This window comes from Domibacillus robiginosus, assembly GCF_000966195.1.
GTDB classification, from domain to species: Bacteria; Bacillota; Bacilli; order Bacillales; family Domibacillaceae; genus Domibacillus; species Domibacillus robiginosus.
The window spans coordinates 1-16,179 of sequence record NZ_LAHL01000069.1; the positions used below are offsets into that span (position 1 = coordinate 1).

At 46.2% G+C, this 16,179-nt stretch carries 16 protein-coding genes; 3 read left to right on the forward strand and 13 right to left on the reverse strand.

Features of this window, described 5'->3' with window-relative positions; genetic code table 11:
* Nucleotides 1–14 precede the first annotated feature (14 nt).
* Genes VP97_RS21740 through VP97_RS21750 form a run of 3 tightly spaced genes read right to left on the reverse strand, consistent with a single transcriptional unit; the run spans nucleotide 15 to nucleotide 2,052 of the window.
* The gene (locus VP97_RS21740; RefSeq protein WP_050184255.1) at nucleotides 15–434 is read right to left on the reverse strand and encodes a universal stress protein; all 420 of its coding nucleotides are present in this window, start codon (nucleotides 432–434) and stop codon (nucleotides 15–17) included.
* Nucleotides 435–451: 17 nt separating this feature from the next.
* Nucleotides 452–1,774 (reverse strand): FAD-dependent oxidoreductase, encoded by a 1,323-nt coding sequence (locus VP97_RS21745; protein WP_050184256.1) that lies wholly within the window; start codon nucleotides 1,772–1,774, stop codon nucleotides 452–454.
* Entirely contained in the window at nucleotides 1,771–2,052 is a 282-nt protein-coding gene (locus tag VP97_RS21750) for a GNAT family N-acetyltransferase (protein WP_050184257.1), read from the reverse strand. Before VP97_RS21750 ends, VP97_RS21745 begins: the two co-directional genes overlap by 4 nt.
* 139 nt (nucleotides 2,053–2,191) lie before the next feature.
* Between VP97_RS21750 and trhA the strand changes: the two genes are divergently transcribed.
* A complete protein-coding gene (trhA, locus tag VP97_RS21755) occupies nucleotides 2,192–2,845 on the forward strand; it encodes a PAQR family membrane homeostasis protein TrhA (RefSeq protein ID WP_050184258.1) in 654 nt (217 codons plus the stop codon).
* Nucleotides 2,846–2,876: 31 nt separating this feature from the next.
* Here the strand turns inward: trhA and VP97_RS21760 are convergent, their stop codons facing one another.
* The 9 genes from VP97_RS21760 to VP97_RS21800 form a co-directional block, all read right to left on the reverse strand.
* Nucleotides 2,877–3,824, reverse strand: a complete 948-nt coding sequence (locus tag VP97_RS21760; protein ID WP_050184259.1) for a tripartite tricarboxylate transporter substrate binding protein — start codon at nucleotides 3,822–3,824, stop codon at nucleotides 2,877–2,879.
* Nucleotides 3,821–4,501: a response regulator gene (locus VP97_RS21765; RefSeq protein WP_050184260.1), complete on the reverse strand. Its 681-nt coding sequence runs from the start codon at nucleotides 4,499–4,501 to the stop codon at nucleotides 3,821–3,823. Before VP97_RS21765 ends, VP97_RS21760 begins: the two co-directional genes overlap by 4 nt.
* Nucleotides 4,498–5,781 carry an ATP-binding protein gene (locus VP97_RS21770; protein ID WP_050184261.1) on the reverse strand — a complete coding sequence of 428 codons (1,284 nt, stop codon included), beginning with the start codon at nucleotides 5,779–5,781 and terminating at the stop codon, nucleotides 4,498–4,500. The genes VP97_RS21765 and VP97_RS21770 overlap by 4 nt, the downstream gene beginning before the upstream one ends.
* Nucleotides 5,782–5,885: 104 nt before the next feature.
* The gene (locus tag VP97_RS21775) at nucleotides 5,886–7,211 is read right to left on the reverse strand and encodes a CitMHS family transporter (protein ID WP_050184293.1); all 1,326 of its coding nucleotides are present in this window, start codon (nucleotides 7,209–7,211) and stop codon (nucleotides 5,886–5,888) included.
* A gap of 240 nt (nucleotides 7,212–7,451) precedes the next feature.
* Complete coding sequence (locus tag VP97_RS21780) at nucleotides 7,452–7,811, reverse strand: replication termination protein (RefSeq protein WP_050184262.1); 360 nt, start codon at nucleotides 7,809–7,811, stop codon at nucleotides 7,452–7,454.
* Between the two features lie 93 nt (nucleotides 7,812–7,904).
* Nucleotides 7,905–9,344, reverse strand: a complete 1,440-nt coding sequence (locus VP97_RS21785; protein WP_050184263.1) for a phospholipase D family protein — start codon at nucleotides 9,342–9,344, stop codon at nucleotides 7,905–7,907.
* Between the two features lie 70 nt (nucleotides 9,345–9,414).
* Nucleotides 9,415–10,479 (reverse strand): acetyl-CoA C-acyltransferase, encoded by a 1,065-nt coding sequence (locus VP97_RS21790; protein ID WP_050184264.1) that lies wholly within the window; start codon nucleotides 10,477–10,479, stop codon nucleotides 9,415–9,417.
* A complete protein-coding gene (locus VP97_RS21795; RefSeq protein ID WP_050184265.1) occupies nucleotides 10,476–11,879 on the reverse strand; it encodes an AMP-binding protein in 1,404 nt (467 codons plus the stop codon). Before VP97_RS21795 ends, VP97_RS21790 begins: the two co-directional genes overlap by 4 nt.
* 32 nt (nucleotides 11,880–11,911) lie before the next feature.
* Nucleotides 11,912–12,466: a biotin transporter BioY gene (locus VP97_RS21800; protein WP_050184266.1), complete on the reverse strand. Its 555-nt coding sequence runs from the start codon at nucleotides 12,464–12,466 to the stop codon at nucleotides 11,912–11,914.
* Between the two features lie 164 nt (nucleotides 12,467–12,630).
* On the opposite strand from VP97_RS21800, the gene VP97_RS21805 reads away from it, so the two are divergent.
* On the forward strand, nucleotides 12,631–13,794 hold the full coding sequence (locus VP97_RS21805; RefSeq protein WP_050184267.1) for an aminotransferase class I/II-fold pyridoxal phosphate-dependent enzyme: 1,164 nt from the start codon (nucleotides 12,631–12,633) through the stop codon (nucleotides 13,792–13,794).
* Between the two features lie 34 nt (nucleotides 13,795–13,828).
* Complete coding sequence (locus tag VP97_RS21810; protein ID WP_050184268.1) at nucleotides 13,829–15,175, forward strand: TrkH family potassium uptake protein; 1,347 nt, start codon at nucleotides 13,829–13,831, stop codon at nucleotides 15,173–15,175.
* A 24-nt stretch (nucleotides 15,176–15,199) separates the two neighbouring features.
* Here VP97_RS21810 and VP97_RS21815 read toward each other — a convergent pair whose 3' ends face one another.
* The gene (locus VP97_RS21815) at nucleotides 15,200–16,042 is read right to left on the reverse strand and encodes a formate/nitrite transporter family protein (RefSeq protein WP_050184269.1); all 843 of its coding nucleotides are present in this window, start codon (nucleotides 16,040–16,042) and stop codon (nucleotides 15,200–15,202) included.
* Between the last annotated feature and the right edge of the window lie 137 nt (nucleotides 16,043–16,179).

Genomic DNA, 16,179 nt, shown 5'->3' on the forward strand with positions numbered 1-16,179 from the left:
GGAGATGCCGTTTTTTATTTTACAATCATGACTGGACAGGTTACCCGTTTCATGACTTTATGGCTGACACTGCCGAGGACAAACTGCTGGAGATGATTAAGTCCTCTGCTTCCGAGAATCACGAGATCGGCACTTTGGGCATTCGCATATTTTACAATGGCAGGCCCTGGTTCTCCTTCTCGTATCAAAACAGAATACGGAATACCTTTTTCTTCAAAAAGAGCTTCGTGCCGGGCTAGTTTCTCCCGCCGCTCCCACTGGACGACCGTCATTCGCTCCTGCTGAAGCAAAGATCTTTTTGATTCATCCATCCTTGGAACAAATATAATTGCAACACTGCAAGGACGGGAAGCATCTGCTAAAGCTGCCGCATGCTCGGCAGCCCGATAAGAATGTGCTGAACCGTCAGCCGCCAAAATAATATGAGAATACATATACATGTCCTCCTCGCTTATGTGGCCCGGCGTGCCGCTTGCTGAATCGGATCCCACACACCGTTAACCGGCGGTGAATAGCTTAAATCAAGGTCCTCTATTTCCTCAATGGTCATCCTGTTAAACAGGGCAGCGGCCAGTACATCAATTCGCTTTTCGGCTCCTTCCTGACCGATAGCCTGACCGCCGAGCAGCCGGCCTGAATGTGGATCATAGACAATTTTTACACGAAGCGGAGAAGCGGCCGGATAGTAGCCGGCTTTGTTCCTCGCTTCCACTGTTGAGGATTTGTAAGCAATGCCGGCTTTGTGTGCTTCTTTTTCGGTTAAGCCCGTCGCTGCTGCAATGAGGTCGAAAAATTTAAAAACAGATGTGCCTGTGATGCCTTTAAAGGAACGGGTTCGGCCGATCATATTCAGTCCTGCAATTCTCCCCTGTTTGTTCGCGGTTGTGCCGAGCGGAATATAATCCGGTTTCTCTTTTACAAGATGAAAATGAGTTGCACAGTCACCGGCTGCATAAATGCTCGGTACAGAGGTCTCCATTCGATCATTTACGATGATGGCTCCGTTTTCGAGCATATGGATGCCTGTTTTCTTTAAAAAAGCTGTGTTGGGCCGAATGCCAACAGCTGCAATGACCGCATCCGCCCGGTGAGAGGCTTTGTCTGTCACCACTTTGTCCTTTTCAATCAGCTCAATTTGTTCGCCGGCTGATACAACTACGCCGTGCCGCTCTGCTTCCTGATGAAGCAGTTTAGCCATATCCCTATCGAACATACTTGCAATATGGCTGCTTCTTTGAATAATTCGTACCCGTTTTCCGAGCCGGTGTATGTTTTCAGCCAGTTCAAGGCCGATATAACCCGCTCCAATGATAACAACTTCGTTTACTTCTTTTTCACTGAGCTTATTCATCAGGCGCTCCGTGTCAGGAATGGTTTTCACCACATGCACCATTTTCGTGCCGATGCCTTTCCACGTCGGCAAAACCGGGCTGGCACCGACTGCAATTAACAGCCGGTCGTAAGAGAGAGTAAAGGGTTCGCTCGTTTCATGATTGATGCCGGACACGACCCGTTTTTCTGCATCCACCGAGGTAGCTTCATGAAGGGTACGGGCATCAATGCCATATTTTGTCCGGAATGTTTCGACGCTTCTTGCGATGAGCTCGTCTGTTGAAGGAATAAGCCCTCCGACTACGTAAGGCAGCCCGCACTGGCTGTAGGAATAAATCTGTCCTTTTTCAAGCACCGTAATCTGGGCTCCGCTGTCGTTACGGACTATTTGCATAGCCGCGCTCATGCCCGCTGCGTCTCCTCCAATAATTACATATTTCATGAAGACAGTGCATTCACGTCATCGTATTTGCCGCCTCGTGCAAATTTTGCGACAACGTACGAACAGGAAGGAATGATTTTTAAGTTTTCTTTTCTAGCGTAGTCGGCAAGCGCATCCAGCAGCTGGCCGGCTACGCCACCGCCGCGAAGTTCGTTTGCTACATACGTATGATTGGCATTGATTTTACCCTCGCCGGCCGGAACGTATGTAATTTCTGCCACACGCTGACCGTTTTTCTCCATGTAAAAAATACCGTTCTCATGTTTAATCGGTTCCATTATCAAAACCCCTTTCAAGGATCTTCTCTATCAGTATACCCGGTTTAGGGGGATGTACTAACCTTTGAACAAGAATAAATCAATATGAATATGCTACAATATGGCTGTGACATTGACCTATTGAGAGGAGCTGCCGCATATGAAAGAACCTTCAACCACACACGTATTTTCCAGGGGTGAGGAAATTGCCAACTCGATTACCCATGGAATTGGCGCCCTGCTCAGCATTGCTGCGCTTGTTCTACTGATCGTTTTTTCGTCTATTTACGGAAATGGGTGGCATATAGCAGGATTTATGGTTTTTGGTATTACCATGCTGCTTTTATATTTGTCTTCTACACTTGTGCATAGTTTTCCACAGGGAAAAGTAAAAAACTTGTTTGAAATTTTCGACCACGCCGCTATCTATTTGTTTATTGCCGGTACGTATACGCCATTTTTGTTTGTAGCTGTTCAGGGAGCACTTGGCTGGACTTTGTTTGGTCTCGTATGGGGAATGGCTGTTGCCGGTACTGTGTTTAAGTGCTTTTTTGTCAAACGTTTTGTTGGCGTATCGACGCTTTTGTATGTCGTGATGGGCTGGCTGATTGTGTTTGCCTGGGGTCCTCTAACCGTATTTTTATCACCAACGACATTGTCTTTTCTTGTGACAGGCGGCATTTTGTACACAGTGGGAGCAATTTTTTATGTATGGCGGGGGTTCCCGTATCATCATATGATCTGGCATTTGTTTGTACTTGCAGGAAGCGTCTTTCATTTTTTCGCCGTTCTTGGTCTTTTGCCAGAAGCGTAATAAAAGCTGTCCCGTTTACCGGAGACAGCTTTTATTTTTGATTCATCATATAGCGGTACTTTTTCGTTTCGGATCGAAGCAAGGCATCTGTATCCGCGCTGTTTCGGTAAAAGTGCGTCCAGTGATTTTTCTTCAGCTCCTCCTTCCAGTAGGGAGAGGATTGAACAGCCGTTAAAAACTCGCTCCACCACTCCTGTTCCGCTTTCGTTAAATGGCCAGGCCCCATGACCCCGCGCCAGTGCGGGAATACCACATCAATCCCCTGTTCCTTCCATGTTGGTACATCTGGCAGGTGATCAAGCCGCTTCGCCGAAGAAATGGCGATAATGCGGACATTTTGGTTTTCAGCAAAATCTTCCGACTGGGAGGAAGACAAAGAAGCTGCCGCAATTTCTCCCTGCTGGAGTGCCTGGATTAAAGAAGAGCCATCCGCATACCGGAAAAAGCGGAGAGATGCCGCCGGAATTCCTTTTGTATGTGCCGCCTGCGCAAAAGCAATTTGATCATCATTGCCAAACTGCGGTTCAATGCCAATCGGATAACGGCCCGGGTTCTTTTGAAGCTTGTCCATTAAGTCGCCAATGGATGCTACAGAAGAATGATCTGCGACAATAACCGCCTGCCACTCGCTGGCCATTGTGGCCAGCGGCGTAAAATCTTCATATCGAAGATTGCTATGGCCAAGCAGTTCATTTGTAAGCAGCAGGCTTGAAGTCATAGCAATTGTACTAGCATCCGATTTGTTTAACCGGGCCCACCCATCATTGCCGCCATCCCCTTCTTCATACACAATGTGAATGCTATTTTCGGTGAGCTGCTCTTTTTCTGCGACTGCTTTAATCGATTTGGCCAGTGCATCCCAGCCGCCATGGGGAGAGCCGGGCACGATAAAGGTAAGTGGCTGCTCTTCAAGCGGCACGGAAGAAGCCGAACAGCCCGCAGTTAGAAAAATCAGGAGGAGCACAACAAGACGCTTCATGGTTCAACCTTGAAATAGCGGCGCTCAGGCCGCCCGACAATACCATATTCATGTTCCACCCGGCATTTTCCTACGGTAACAAGGTATTCGAGATAGCGGCGTGCAGTGGTACGTGAAGCCCCAATCCGGGTGCCCATTTCCTCAATGGATATACCGCTTGTGAGGCTTCCTAGCACATCGGATACCCGGTTTAGGGTCACACTGTCGATGCCTGTTGGAAGCTGGGCTGCCTGCAGAGAGGGCGAGACACTTCCTGAAAAATAAGCATCTACTACATCCTGTGTCACCTGGCTTGTATCCGTCAACAGCTGTTTTTTCTTTTTATATTGATTCAAAACAGAGCTGAATTTCTCAAGTGAAACCGGCTTAATTAAATAATGAAAAACGCCATAACGCAGTGCCTCTTCAAGCATTTCTTTTTCTGAAGCAGCCGTCACCATAATAATATCCGTTTTGGGGAACCGATTTTTAATAATAGGAAGCAGCTCGGTGCCAAGCATGTCCGGCATATAAATATCAAGCAGCAGTACATCCACCCGTTTTTTTTCAAGCAGGGCGAGTGTATCTTCTGCATTGAGCGCTTTGCCTACAAGCATAAACCCGGTTAATTGCTTTAAAAATTCTTCTTGTATACTGGCAATACGAAAATCATCTTCCGCAATTGCAACGTGTATCATCCATGACCATCTCCTTTAAATGCATCCTTCGGTATGTAAACGGTGAAAACAGTGCCGCTCGGCTCATTCGGCAGCACTTCAATAAAGCCTCCGTATGTATCAACGGCTTCTTTTACATTGTAGAGACCAAATCCTCGGTTGTCCCCCTTAGAAGAAACTCCTTTTTCAAATAGTGATTGAACCACCTGCTCATCAATGCCTGCCCCGTTATCAGTTACTTCAATGATTAACGTTGGGCTCGCATCCGTAATTAAAAAAGACACGCATGGCCGGGCTGTTTGCTTTACCGCTTCAAAAGCATTATCAATTAAATTGCTGATAATGGTTAAAAGAGCATGCCCATCGATATGAGCCGGAACTCTTGAAAGCACACTTTCCTGTTCAATCGTGAAGGAAATTTTTTTTTCCGACGCTTTAGCCGTTTTGCCGAGCAGGACGGCTTGAACCAGATCATCTCCAATTTGTTTAAACACAATGTGCTGCTGAAGCGTTACGTTGTCTGCTTCCTTTTGAATAAAATCGAGTGCTGCTTCGTGGCGGCCCAGCTGCAAAAGACCCGATAAAACATATAGCTTGTTCATAAACTCGTGCGTTTGAGCGCGAAGTTCATCAGAATAAAGCCGCATTTCATCAATGGTTTTTTTATACATAGCGGCAATTTTAACAGGCTCAAATCCAAGTGTATCAGATAAAATGCTCCTCGTGAGCCACAATCCGCCAGCGATTCCTACCAAAAGCGCAAATGCAGCGGCCAGCAGGATGTTGCCTGTTTGAGAAGCGATTTGAGCGGCAATAGATTTCTTGGAAAATTCCACAGATACCGTACCGATCACTTCTGAATGGCTGCCTGCCGCTTGAACAATCGGTGCTTTTCCAATAATTGCCTCACCATCTGTTCCTTCTTCCTCTACCGTGTAGGAGCCTCCATAAATAAGTGAACGGCTGTTTGATTTATGAAGCGGCTTTGCTCTGTCGAAGGTAGATAGAACGGTTCCGTTTCTGCCTGTTATGGAGATTGACTGCGCAGCCGTTCTTTCCTGAATGTGCTTTAAAACCGGGAGAAGTGTATCAGACTTGCTGCGGTCGCTTAAAAAAGCACTGGTCTCCGGCATAAAAGAAATGGTCTGGGCGGTCTGCAGAGAAAGCCGGTGCACCTGGTCGGCGGTGTGTTTGGCCTGGATGGAATAAAAGACCGCGGACATGCCGGCTACGATAAAAAAAAGCAAACAAAAAACAAGCGTAAAAATTTTCGTGCGAAGCGGCACGGTTTTTCTTTTCATGTGAGCTCCTATCTTCTTTTTATCAAATTGTACGAAAAAACAGGACGGAATAAAAGAAAAAATCCTGGATTCAGATAGAACGGATCCAGGATGTTTCTCGTTTTTTATAAAGAGATGACGCCAAGCAGGACGGCTGCAATCGTCATAACAACTGTTGTTCCAACTGTCCAAAGAATAGTAAAGCGCTGATACTGTCCAAAATCTACTTTTGCCATACCAACAAGCAGGTAGGTAGAAGCAACAAGCGGGCTTAGCAAGTGAACCGGCTGGCCTAAAAGTGAAGCACGGCCGATCTCAGCAGCATTGATCCCATAATTGGAAGCCGCTTCGGCAATAATAGGCAGAACGCCGAAATAGTATGCATCATTAGACATGAAAAATGTAAGCGGCATACTTGTAATGGAAGTGATAACCGGCAAATGAGGCCCCATGGAGTCTGGAATAATGGCTACAAGACTGTTTGCCATGGCATCGACCATTTCTGTTCCGGATAAAATACCTGTAAAGATACCTGCTGCGAACACAAGAGATACAACAGCCAGCACATTTCCTGCGTGTGCAGCAATCCGTTCTTTTTGACTGGCGACCTTCGGATAGTTTACCGTGATAGCAATCGCAAAAGCGAGCATAAACAGGATTGGCAGCGGCATTATGCCTAAAATCAGCATTACCATAAGAGCAACCGTCAATGCAAAGTTAAACCAAAGAAGCTTTGGGCGTTTCCATTTTGCATCTTCTTCTGAAACAGCAGCTGTTCCGAAAAACGTTAAATAGCTTTTTCCTTCGGCCGGCTGATTTAGTTCTTCCATTGAAAGAACACCAAGGCGTTTCCGTTCTTTTTTCCCCATCCAGTAAGCAGCGCCAATGACCCAAAGAGCACCTGCGACCATAACTGGGATAAGCGGGTTGAACAAATCCTGCATATCAAGACTTAACGCACTTGCTGCACGAGCGGTTGGACCGCCCCAAGGTGTTAAGTTTGTAACACCGCAGGCCATTAGAGCAACTGCCGGTAGAATAAGCGGATTCATTTTTAAGCGCTGATAAAGCGGCAGCATCGCCGAAATGGTAATCATGTATGTCGTGGTACCATCTCCATCCAATGAAACGATCATCGCCAGTACAGCTGTACCGACTACAATTTTCATTGGATCTCCTTTAACCGCTTTTAAGATTTTTCCGACAACAGGGTCGAACAAACCGGCATCAATCATAATACCGAAGTAAAGAATTGCAAACATCAGCATTACACCTGTTGGTGCCAGATCGGTAATACCGGTTAACGCCATTTCACCAAGTTCAGACCCAAACCCTGCGAAAAGTGCAAATGCAGCCGGGACAATCATAAGGGCGATCAATGCGGATAATTTTCCGCTCATAATCAGATACATAAAAACAGCTACCATAGAAAAACCGAGTATGGCGAGCATTGTCATAGAAACACACTCCTTCTTTATTTTTGTCGTTTTTTGTTTTTCCACTTTTATTGAAAACGCTTTATTAATAAACAATTTAAATAAATTCAGCGAAAACGTATATAAAAAGAAAAATAAAAACGTTTTATTCTTAAAATAGATTGTGTTCATAAAATCCAAAACACATTACTTGTGAAGTAATAAAAAAATACCCGCCTTTTTAATGGAAGCGGGTGTAAACGTTTAAAATATAGTTTAATAAACATCCTCCAGGGCTTTGCGCAACAGGGACATGCTGCGGTCAAGATCTGTTTTTACTTGTTTTTTATATAACTTTGCTTTTTCATAATCGGCAAACTGATAAATGACAATTTCTTTGTATTTCGCGCCTTCCTGTACTTTCTTTTCCCGTTTTAAAATACCATCATCAATTAATTCATGAAGAGAACGGTAGATTTCGGAATGGTTTGGCTCGTATCCAAATGCGTTAAATGACGCTTTTAATTCATCCATTGCCTGCATGCCGTACATCTTATGTTCTTCTACAAAACGAATCATGTATAGCTTCAAAAAAGCACGCTGTTTGATTAAAAACTTCCCTTCACCTCTGGGCATTTTTTCACGACCTTTTTTTCTTTTATTTTAATGTTTTATTTTTTAAATGTCAAATTTGAATTTTGCACAAAGTGAAATAATAAAATATGGCTTTTAAAAGGTTGTAAAATGAAGAAGTTTTTGAAATGAATAAATGGTACGTTTTCCAATCGACATTTTTTCATCGTGTTTATCGTAAGGATCTGTATAAAGTGCTCCTTTATTTTCCCAGAGCATATGCATATACGCATCTACTTCTTCTATAATAGGCTGATCGTGTGCTGCCCTTATTTTCATATCGGTTTCCGGATTATAGTTGTTTAAATTACGGGATGTATGATTGGCTGATCCACTGATGATCACTGCCTCGTTCCGATGTTTGATATACATCATTTTTGGATGAAACTGTTCCGGCGACTGTGCAAACCAGCGTATTTTCACCCTGTTTTTTGTATCCTCACGCAGTTCGGCAGCCATTGGAATGTTCGGCAATCCGGTTTTTTTGCGTCCAAACGAATTTTTATTGGTGTCTAAAATCAACCGAATGTCTGCCCCCCGTTCTGCCGCTCCCTTCAGTCCTTCAATCACGGTCCGGTCGGCTAAATAAAACATAGCCAGCCAAATTTCGTCTCCTTTTCCGGCAGCATTCAGCTCCTTTTTAACCGCTTCCTGTATTTCCCCTTCCGTCACGAGCTGAACATGCACACTTCCCTGTTTTTGCGACGGTTTTGTCCACTCTGGAAAATCGATTTGCCTGCTCGTATCCGCGACCGCCTTTTCACTTTTGAGCATGTCCCCGACGAGTGCTTCTTTTACTTCAAAGGCGACATTTGCAAAATAGTAGCTCGCATCGTGGGGATTGGCTGAACTAATAAGCGTTGTTTTCTCCGTGGTAATTGTTTTCCGGTGATTCGCTTTTACATTTAGCAGGGTTAAATACGAGCGGACGGTCATATCCGGCGCCATATCGGTTAAGCCATTTGGCAGCCAGCCTTCTTTGCTGTCTCCCCACCATGTAAACAGCATACGGTAAAAGCCGCTGTAAATCGGGTTAGGGTCCCGGAACGCATCCAGATTTGTTTCAACCACTTCAATATCTGCTTCCTTCATCGCTTCAAATTCGGGCACGTCATGAGAGCTGTAAGAGGAGTTAACCTCGTCGGTAATAAAAATAATGGACATATTCGGATTTTCCGCCCGTTTTGCAAGCAGCGCATCTGTTATTTTTCGGGCAATAGCCGGATATTCTTTTTCTTTTTCATGGTAGGAATTAAATAAAAAGAAATCCAGCACAATAAATTGCTCTGCTTCGTCTATGATTTGGAGCGTTCTCGTAAAAATTTCTTCCTTATAAAATGTTTTGCCGTTTTTTTCACCGGTCAGGTTGTAGTAAAAATCAATGTTTTCATCGGACACAGACCATTCCCTGCTTTTATAAGAAATGTTGTCCGGCAAAGGCCGGTACACGTTGTACATCATCACGATTACATATAAAGACAAAAAAAGAATGGCGAATAAACGCCATTTCCCTCTTGTATCCAGCCCTTTTTTCATTTCTGTTTCCCTCCCTCTTTATCCGTTTCATACCCGTGCATGTACCGGTAAAAACCGTTCAGGGAAATTTTTATATGCGCTCAAACAGCATGGCAAGCCCGATTCCTCCTGCGCTTCCGACTGCAGCAATTCCATACCTTTCGTTTCGCCGCTGCATGCCGTAAAACAGGCGGAGTACGAGCATAGCCCCTGAGGCACCGTATGGATGACCGAGTGCCAGTCCGCCTCCGTCCGGATTTATTTTATCAAAGGGGATACCGAGCTTTTGTGACGCGTAGATGATTTTTACAGCGAACGCTTCGTTTATTTCCCAGACGTCAATATCTGAGGCAGACAGCCCCGTTTTGGCAAGCAGTTTTTCGATCGCTGGTACCGGTGAAGCAGCAGGAACGTTAGGATCTGTCCCCGCGGCAGCACTTGCGATCACTTGTAAGCCGGGTGACTTGATGGACGTCATCGTGACCGCACAGGCTGCATCATTAAAAGCCGATGCATTCAGGGCTGTTACTGTGCCGCCCGGCTGAAATGCGGCTTTTGCCCGTGCAGTCATTCTTTCGATTGGCCGACTTTTCAGCGCGGCCTCGTCCAGGGCATGTCCGGCAACAGGAACGATTTCTTGAAGAAACCGCCCCGCTGTGATCGACTCCGCGTACCGTTTATAGCTTAAAACAGCATAGTCATCCTGCTCTTTTCTGGAAATGCTTTCCCTGTCGGCCAGCCACTCTGCCGCTATCCCCATTTCGGGGTCACCAATTGATGGAGGTGAAAAAATGGCTTTTTCCGGGCGTGGAGAGGTACTTGAGCTTTCGCAGCCGCCGGCAATGACCCGCTCGGCTTCACCGGACCCGATCAGCGCCGCACCAAGCCGGATTGCTTCTAAACCTGACGAGCATTGTCTATCTACCGTGAAACCGGGCACAGATTGGGGGATCCCTGCCAGTAGGGAAGACAGGCGGGCAATATTGCCGCCTGGACCGGTTACATTGCCTAAAATCACTTCGTCAGGAAGCTGGGTTAACTGCTCTGCCAGTGACTCGATAACAGGAGCCGCAAGCTGTGCAGCTCCCACCGTTGAGAAAATACCATTTTTTATGCCTACCGGTGTCCGCTTTGCATCTATAATGTATACAGTCATTGCAGCATCTCCTTTGCCAGCTTTTGCAGCGCTTTCCGGTCTATCTTTCCATTTGTGGTTAGCGGCAGCTTCTCCACTTGAATCCAGTGTCTTGGCCGTTTTTGAACAGACAAAAATTGTTTCGTAAAAAAGCGGACTGCTCTCCTGTCAGCTTGTCCACTGTAAAAACAAACAACACGGTCGCCAAGGTAAGGATCCTGAATCGATGTGACTGCTGCTTCCTTTACAGCCGGACATTGCAATACGATCCGCTCTATCTCTTCTGGATACACGTTTACGCCGCCGGTAATCATCATAAACTGCTCCCTGCCTGCTATGTATAAAAAGCCGTCCTGGTCTATATAGCCTGCATCCCCTACTGTATAAAAACCGTCAGCCTCTATATCAAGCTCAAGACGGCCAGCCTGCATATAACCGCTGAACAGCATCGGGCTTTTTACGTAAATTGTGCCAATCTGTCCGGCAGGAAGGCTTTTGCCTCCTGAGCGAATTTCCACGGTTACACCGGTGCTTGGCTTTCCTGAAGAAGCCGGCCGCATGCTGTAATCATCTGGTGTCATATAGGAAACAAAGCTGAGCTCGGAAGCGCCGTAAAATTCGTAAAGCGGTGCTGATGGACAGCGGTCTATCCACTGCTGTTTCCGCTCCGCCGTCCAGCCGGCACCGGATAAAAACACGAGTCCTTTTGACGTTAAAGGCGCTGACGATTCCAGTGCTTCAAGCATAGTTGGCACCGCATAAAACACAAACGAATCAAGCGTGTTTAACAGATGGGCTACTTGATCGGGCCGGAATTTATCCAAAAGCCGAATCGGCTGTCCGCAAAACAGGGCAAAAGCGGCTCCATATAAAAACAGTGAGTGATGAATCGGCCCGGCAATGACGGCGGTTTCCTGCCCAGTCAGCGGAAAATCCGCCATTCCAGCTTCAAAACTTTTCAGCCACGACTGCTGATTTCGCACAAACTGCTTCGGTGTTCCACTTGAGCCTGACGTAAATCCAGCGTAAAACAGCACATCAGCATTTTCAGAGCAGTAAAAAGAAGGCTTTGTTTTTCGGATCTTATTTCCTGCTTCTTCAAGCTGCTCTGCCTGCACCGTTAAAACGGGAGCGGCCTGCTGAAGCCGTTCTTTTCTCTCAAGCTCGGTCATACGCGGATCAAGCGGCATAAAAACAAACCCGGCCCGGACTGCACCGCAAAATAAAGCGAGTGTTTCCCATCTGTTTTGAGCGATGACAGCCACGGTGTCTCCCGGCTGTCCATGCGATAACAGCCATCCGGCGGCACGCCTGGTGATCTCCTCCCACTCTTGATGATTAAAGGTCTGATTCGACGTTTGCAAACAAATATGCTCCGGACACGATTGTGCCCGGAGCGATTGTGTGGACGTTATATTCATCTTTTATCCCCCCCACTGTACTATATCAAATTTTACGCTGCGCGGCGAAAAGACGGTACAGCCTGCAGCGCTGTACGAAGCTTTGGAACGAGCAGGGCAGCTGCAGCAGCTTTCAGAAAGTCTCCAGGAATAAAAGCGGCACTGGCGAGCGTCACTTCTTTTATTCCTACTCCCGTCACAAAGGACTGCACTGGAATGCCGATCGCATATAAAACCGCCACTCCGCCGAGAATATTAGCAGCGAATGTGCGGGGGACGGATGCTTTTGCAGCGCGTTCAACGAGGAAGCCGACTACAAAAGCACCGGCAATCCAGGAAATCAGAAACCCGGCACTTGGTCCTGCAAAAACAGCGAGACCGCCGCGTCCACCGGCAAGAATGGGTGCTCCTGCTGCTACAGTAAGCAGAAAAATGATTTGGCTGAGGGCGCCAAGACGTGCGCCCAGGACGCCGCCCGCAATCATTACGCCAATCGTTTGAAACGAAATCGGCACCGGGGTAAAAGAAAGCGGAATAGGTGGCAGAAATCCTAAAACGGCCATAATAGCAGCAAACATAGCCGCCTGCATCCAGTGAACTGTTTTCATATATGTATTCCTCCTGGTCTTTGTTTTTTCTATTGTAAAAGGGGGCTCCTTTTATTGTCAACCTATTTTTAATTAAGTTAACAAACTGAGCAACATACTTTTTCTGTTCAATATGATAAAATAGGGCGCATACATACATATTTTTACGCAATGAGGTGCTTGTTTTGAGAATTGAACCTTCTAGAAAGATGGCAGCCTTTGCTCCATCCATCTTTAGTGACTTAAAAGCTTATGCCGACGCCCAAAAGCAGCAGGGCCAAAAACTGATTGATTTAAGTCTTGGAAGTCCGGATTTACCTCCGGATGAGCGTATTCGAGCAGTTTTATCTGCTGAAAGTAAAAAAGCTGATGCGTATGGTTATACACTCGGCGGTACCGAGCAGTTTTACAAAGCCGTAGCCGACTATTATAAACGGCGTACTCACGTAACACTAGATCCCAACACGCAGGTCGTTCAAACGATGGGCTCTCAGGAAGGCCTTGTGCATCTTCCTCTTGCTTTTTGCAATCCGGGAGATATCGTTTTAACGACAAACCCGGCCTACGTTGCCTACGAGGCAGGAATTTCACTTGCTGGAGCGGTTCCATACTATATGCCTCTTTTACCTGAAAATCAGTTTTTGCCTGATTTATCCCTTATCCCGGAAGATGTGGCCCAAAAAGCAAAATTGATGCTGCTCAACTTGCCGGGTAATCCTGTACCAGCTATGCCGGACCAGGCATTTTTCGAACAGGTGATCGATTTTGCCCGGAAGCACCATATCATTGTGCTACACGATGCAGCTTATTCAGAATTTTATTTTGGGGACAGCGGTCCATTTAGTTTTCTTTCTACTCCAGGTGCAATGGATATAGGGATGGAGATCAATTCTCTCTCGAAAAGCTTTAGTCTGGCTGGTGCACGCATTGCGTATATTGCCGGAAATGCTGATATGATCCGCGTACTGAAGCAGCTTAAGTCCAATTTAGATTATGGCGTTTTCAGTCCTGTACAAAAAGCAGCCGCTTTGGCCCTCGACCATGCAGAGGGCATCACAGACAGGCTTCGAGCAGAATTTCGGGCGCGGGCCGAAGCTTTGTCTGAAGGGCTTCAGCAAATCGGCTGGCCAGTGGAACAGCCAGACGGCGGTATGTTTATATGGACAAAGATTCCGTCTGGCAGTGATGACCGGGCGTTTGTGTTCCGGGCAATTAATGAATCCGGTGTGGTTATGGTACCAGGGAGCGCCTTTGGAACAGCTGGAAAGAGCTATGTGCGAATCGCGCTTGTACAGCCGGTTCCCGTTTTAAAAGAGGCAGCTATTAAGCTGAAAAAGGTGATCGTATGACAAAACCGCAGACAGCATGGGGATGGTACGCATAATGAAGCTAAAGCGAACGTTACGACTTTCTCCTTTCCAGGTTATTTTTCTTCTTTATTTGAGTGGGGCTGTGTTTGCCAGCGTATTACTGCTGCTGCCTGCTGCCCATAAACCGGGCGTAGACATTTCCTTTGTCGACGCGGTTTTTGTTGCCGTCAGCGCTCTTAGTGTAACGGGCTTAACGCCGGTCAGTACGATTGACACGTTCAGCACGACAGGTTACTTTTTCATTTTGCTGATTTTACAGGTAGGCGGCGTCGGTATTATGACATTCAGCTCTATGGTGTGGATCCTTTTTGGCAAGCGGATTGGCATGCGGGAGCGGCAGCTGATCATGGCGGATCAAAACCGGACAGATTTAAGCGGCCTGGTGAAATTAATGCGGGAAATTTTCCTTCTTATCCTTGCGATTGAAGCGGTTGGAGCCATTGTTCTCGGCATTCATTTTATACAGTACTACCCGACAATCGGCGAAGCGTTTTTACACGGCCTGTTCGCTTCCGTCAGCGCTACTACAAACGGCGGTTTTGACATTACAGGAGCTTCACTGATTCCCTATGCACACGATTATTTTGTTCAATGTGTGAACATTGTGCTGATTATTCTCGGGGCGATTGGATTCCCGGTATTGATTGAAATAAAAGACTTTTTAACCTACCGCGGATCACGCAAATTTACATTCAGCTTGTTTTCTAAGCTGACGGTTACAATGTATGTGCTGCTTGCAGCCATCGGTACAGCCGGCCTGCTTTTGTTTGAACGCCACCACTTTTTTACCGACAAGGTATGGCATGAATCTTTTTTCTATGCTCTATTTCAGTCAATCGCCTCAAGAAGCGGCGGCTTGACCACATTAAATTTAAACGATCTTTCATCGCCCTCGCTGCTGCTTTTGTCGGCCTTGATGTTTATTGGCGCCTCTCCTTCCAGTGTAGGGGGCGGCCTGCGAACCACAACCGTTGCGATCGCGGCGCTCAGTGTGTTTACATTTGCACGGGGGAAAAATACGATTAAAGTATTTCAGCGGGAAGTACATCCCATTGACATACACCGTTCGTTTGTTGTTCTCGTAACAGGAACCTTTATCTGGGCTGTTTCGATTATTGCGCTTTCTTATCTGGAGCCCGAAGTTGCCCTGCTTCCCATTATTTACGAAGCATCCTCTGCTTTTGGAACAACCGGCTCCTCGCTTGGTGTAACGAGTGTGATCGATACACCGGCTAAAATCATTTTAATTATGCTTATGTTTATCGGCCGGGTCGGACTGTTTTCTCTCTTGTTCCTGATCCGCGGCAAAGAAATTAAAGATGCCTACCACTACCCGAAGGAACGCATTTTGATTGGATAAGATGAAATGAAAAGAAGCCGTCGCTTAGCGGCGGCTTTTATTCATATGAAGAAGTTTAGCGGAAATGCGTTCTTTTGCCGCTTCCGGCATGCTGTTTTCTACGGGCTTCGCCAGGTACATGTACATCATCCCAACAAATACACTGCCGCCAACAATATTTCCAAGGGTTACGGGAATTAAATTATACACAGCGCTTGCAACTGAAACAGCTTCGGGATGCGGCACCGCCAGAGCCAGGCTAAACAGGACCATATTCGCTACGCTGTGTTCAAAGCCGGCCACAACAAATGTCATAACGAACAACAGCATTGTCACGATTTTCGCTATGTCCCCTTTCATCTGCATGGGAATCCAGACAGCAAGACAGACGATCCAATTACACAAAATAGCTTTGAAAAACAATTGAGATGCCGGATAATGCATTTTATGAGAAACAACGTCCATTAAATACTGGGAATTCGCCGGGTCATTGTAAATGCCTGCTCCGCTGATAAAAAGGGCAAAACACAAAGCGCCAAGCAAGTTTCCTGTGTAGCATGCTCCAAGAACGGCCACTGCTTCCTTCCAATTTGTTTTGCCGCTCATTGTACTCATTGTGAAATACATCGTATTGCCAGTAAACAGCTCCGCTCCACCGTAAAGAATTAATATAAGGGCAATGCCGAAAAAAGCACCGAGCATCAAAACCGTCGCGGGTGACCCTGCATCGAAAAAAGGCTCAGCCAGTTTAAAGGAAAGCATAACACCAAAGCCGATAAAAAAGCTTGCCAGCATAGCCTTTACAATATATTGAAGGGGATTATGACGTAAAATCGCTGACTTTTTAACCGCCCATGCATTTATTTCCTCATACGCTTCTTTATTCATTGTTCTCACTCACCATTCAGGTTAATTTGTGAAATACTTCACAATATATTTATACTTTCATTATACGCCCTCTTTCTGGAAAGTCTATAGAATAGTTGTCACAACTTTTTGTCTGTTTTTGAAGCGTTATCAACCCG